Genomic DNA, 768 nt, shown 5'->3' with positions numbered 1-768 from the left:
GGCTTGAAGGGCGGCATCGGCAGTGCATCGCGCCGGGTCGCGTGGCAGGGGCGTGGGTTCAACCTCGGCGCGCTGGTGCTCGCGAACCAGGGCCGGCCCGAGGCGCTGACGATCGCCGGCCGGCGCATCGGCGCGCAACTGCAGGCGCGCCTGCACGCTGATGCGGGGCCGGAGCGCGGCTCGATCATCGTGCTGCTGGCCACCGACGCACCGCTGGATGCGCGGCAGCTGGGCCGTGTCGCGCGGCGCGCGGCGGCGGGGCTGGCGCGCACCGGTTCCGACTACGGGCACGGCAGCGGCGACATCGCGCTCGCGTTCAGCACCGCATGGCGCGTGCCGCAGCTTGCGGACGAGCCGATGCCCGCTGTCGCGATGCTGCACGAGAGCGCGCTCGACGGCCTGTTCCAGGCTGCGGCCGAAGCGACCGAGCAGGCCATCGTGCATGCGCTGTTCGCAGCCACCACGGTGACCGGCCGCGACGGCCGCACGCGCCGCGCGCTGACCGATGTGGCGCCCGACTGGCGGGCGCTGATGATGACTTCATGAGAGAGCAAGGATGAAGACCCCGACGATCCTGGTGGCCGTGGACATCGAAGGCGTGGCCGGCGTGTGGCGGCCCGAGCAGACGCAGGCCGGCAACGGCGACTACGAACGCGCGCGGCGCTGGATGACGCAGGAGGCCGACGCGGCGGTGCGCGGCGCCTTCGCGGGCGGGGCCGGCGCGGTGCTGGTCAACGATTCGCATGGGCACTTCGGCAACCTGCTGGC

At 73.8% G+C, this 768-nt stretch carries 2 protein-coding genes; both read left to right on the top strand.

Annotation, left to right across the window (positions count from 1 at the left end; all coding sequences use genetic code 11):
- Positions 1-546: P1 family peptidase (locus tag AC1D15_RS35425; protein WP_477829770.1), on the top strand; the 546-nt coding region annotated here is incomplete at its 5' end.
- A 10-nt stretch (positions 547-556) separates the two neighbouring features.
- Positions 557-768, top strand: a 212-nt coding sequence (locus AC1D15_RS35420) for a M55 family metallopeptidase (RefSeq protein ID WP_477829769.1), incomplete at its 3' end; no start/stop codon positions are given.

It is taken from the genome of Rhizobacter sp. P2_H2 (assembly GCF_056403375.1).
The sequence above is the reverse complement of the archived record's forward strand: the minus strand, read 5'-3'. Positions and strand labels throughout refer to the sequence as shown.